Below are 3,153 nucleotides of genomic sequence, written 5' to 3'. Positions count from 1 at the left end.
GAGATACGTCTCAAGCGTATCCGGCAATTGTCGTGTGTCATCGCCGACCAGACCTCTTGGGGTTATATGGTCAAGCGATGAAGCGCATACGGTGGATGCCTTGGCAGCCAGAGGCGATGAAGGACGTGGAAGCCTGCGATAAGGTTCGGCGAGGTGGCAAACAACCTGCGACCCGGACATTTCCGAATGGGGAAACCCACCCAGGGTAACCTGGGTATCCCGCACTGAATCCATAGGTGCGGGAGGCGAACCGGGGGAACTGAAACATCTCAGTACCCCGAGGAAAAGAAATCAACCGAGATTCCCCCAGTAGCGGCGAGCGAACGGGGACCAGCCCTTAAGCATGTGACCGGTTAGGCGAATGAGCTGGGAAGCTCAGCGATACAGGGTGATAGCCCCGTAGCCGAAAACCTGATCATGTGAAATCGAGTAGGTCGGGGCACGTGAAACCTTGACTGAAGACGGGGGGACCATCCTCCAAGGCTAAATACTCCTGGCTGACCGATAGTGAACCAGTACCGTGAGGGAAAGGCGAAAAGAACCCCGGAGAGGGGAGTGAAATAGATCCTGAAACCGTATGCGTACAAGCAGTGGGAGCCGACTCGTTCGGTGACCGCGTACCTTTTGTATAATGGGTCAGCGACTTATTTTCAGTGGCGAGCTTAACCGTATAGGGGAGGCGTAGGGAAACCGAGTCTTAACTGGGCGACCAGTCGCTGGGAATAGACCCGAAACCGGGCGATCTATCCATGAGCAGGTTGAAGGTTGAGTAACATCAACTGGAGGACCGAACCAGGATCTGTTGAAAAAGATTTGGATGACTTGTGGATCGGAGTGAAAGGCTAATCAAGCCCGGAGATAGCTGGTTCTCCTCGAAAGCTATTTAGGTAGCGCCTCACGTAGCACCGCCGGGGGTAGAGCACTGTTTCGGCTAGGGGGTCATCCCGACTTACCAACCCGAGGCAAACTCCGAATACCGGTGAGTGACGCGTGGGAGACACACAGCGGGTGCTAACGTCCGTTGTGAAAAGGGAAACAACCCAGACCGTCAGCTAAGGTCCCCAAATCCTGGTTAAGTGGGAAACGATGTGGGAAGGCTCAGACAGCTAGGAGGTTGGCTTAGAAGCAGCCATCCTTTAAAGAAAGCGTAATAGCTCACTAGTCGAGTCGGCCTGCGCGGAAGATGTAACGGGGCTCAAACCAGGTACCGAAGCTACGGGTTCGTCGAATGACGAGCGGTAGAGGAGCGTCGTGTACGCCGACGAAGGTGAGTCGAGAGGCTTGCTGGAGGTATCACGAGTGCGAATGCTGACATGAGTAACGACAAGGGAGGTGAAAAACCTCCCCGCCGGAAGACCAAGGGTTTCTGTTCGACGCTAATCGGAGCAGAGTGAGTCGGCCCCTAAGGCGAGGCCGAAAGGCGTAGTCGATGGGAAACGGGTCAATATTCCCGTACCTCACTGTATTGCGATGGGGGGACGGAGAAGGCTAGGTGAGCCAGGCGTTGGTTGTCCTGGTGAAAGTCAGTAGGCTGAGGAATCAGGCAAATCCGGTTCCTCAAGGCCGAGAGACGAGACGAACAGACTACGGTCTGGAAGTCATCGATGCCACGCTTCCAGGAAAAGCCTCTAAGCTTCAGATACAGTGGGACCGTACCCCAAACCGACACAGGTGGTCAGGTAGAGAATACCAAGGCGCTTGAGAGAACTCGGGTGAAGGAACTAGGCAAAATGGTGCCGTAACTTCGGGAGAAGGCACGCCGGCGTAGGGTGAGAGCACTTGCTGCTTCAGCCCGAACCGGTCGAAGATACCAGGTGGCTGCAACTGTTTATTAAAAACACAGCACTCTGCAAACGCGCAAGCGGACGTATAGGGTGTGACGCCTGCCCGGTGCCGGAAGGTTAAGTGATGGTGTTAGCTCACGCGAAGCTCCTGATCGAAGCCCCGGTAAACGGCGGCCGTAACTATAACGGTCCTAAGGTAGCGAAATTCCTTGTCGGGTAAGTTCCGACCTGCACGAATGGCGTAATGATGGCCACGCTGTCTCCACCCGAGACTCAGTGAAATTGAAATCGCAGTGAAGATGCTGTGTACCCGCGGCTAGACGGAAAGACCCCGTGAACCTTTACTACAGCTTCACACTGGACGCTGATGTTGCTTGTGTAGGATAGCTGGGAGGCTTGGAAACCCGGACGCCAGTTCGGGTGGAGCCAACCTTGAAATACCAGCCTGGCATCATTGGCGTTCTAACTCAGGTCCGTGATCCGGATCGAGGACCGTGTGTGGTGGGTAGTTTGACTGGGGCGGTCTCCTCCCAAAGCGTAACGGAGGAGCACGAAGGTACCCTCAGCACGGTTGGAAATCGTGCAGTGAGTGCAAGAGCATAAGGGTGCTTGACTGCGAGACAGACACGTCGAGCAGGTACGAAAGTAGGTTCTAGTGATCCGGTGGTTCTGTATGGAAGGGCCATCGCTCAACGGATAAAAGGTACTCCGGGGATAACAGGCTGATACCGCCCAAGAGTTCACATCGACGGCGGTGTTTGGCACCTCGATGTCGGCTCATCACATCCTGGGGCTGAAGTCGGTCCCAAGGGTATGGCTGTTCGCCATTTAAAGTGGTACGCGAGCTGGGTTTAGAACGTCGTGAGACAGTTCGGTCCCTATCTGCCGTGGGCGTTGGAGATTTGAGAAGAGCTGCTCCTAGTACGAGAGGACCGGAGTGGACGCACCTCTGGTGTTCCGGTTGTCACGCCAGTGGCATTGCCGGGTAGCTATGTGCGGACAGGATAACCGCTGAAGGCATCTAAGCGGGAAGCCCCCTTCAAGATGAGATCTCCCCGAGGCCTTGAGCCTCCTGAAGGGCCCAGCGAGACCAGCTGGTTGATAGGCCGGATGTGGAAGCGCTGCAAGGCGTTGAGCTAACCGGTACTAATGGCCCGTGAGGCTTGACCATATAACACCCAAGCGGTCTGTGATGACACACGGCCGGATACGTGAGACGACTCGTCCAGCATGATTCACACCCTTTTCGCCTGACGACCATAGCGAGCGTGAACCACCTGATCCCATGCCGAACTCAGCAGTGAAACCGCTCAGCGCCGATGGTAGTGTGGGGTTTCCCCATGTGAGAGTAGGTCATCGTCAGGCACTT

General features: G+C 55.6%; 2 rRNA genes. Both read left to right on the top strand.

Annotation, left to right across the window (positions count from 1 at the left end):
* Positions 1 to 68: 68 nt before the first annotated feature.
* Positions 69 to 2,955 (top strand): 23S ribosomal RNA (locus tag Q673_RS23230).
* A 78-nt stretch (positions 2,956 to 3,033) separates the two neighbouring features.
* A 5S ribosomal RNA gene (rrf, locus tag Q673_RS23225) occupies positions 3,034 to 3,149 on the top strand.
* Positions 3,150 to 3,153 lie beyond the last annotated feature (4 nt).

It is taken from the genome of Halomonas sp. PBN3 (assembly GCF_000475415.1).
GTDB classification, from domain to species: Bacteria; Pseudomonadota; Gammaproteobacteria; order Pseudomonadales; family Halomonadaceae; genus Halomonas; species Halomonas shengliensis.
This window is presented reverse-complemented; position numbering and strand designations above follow the sequence as displayed.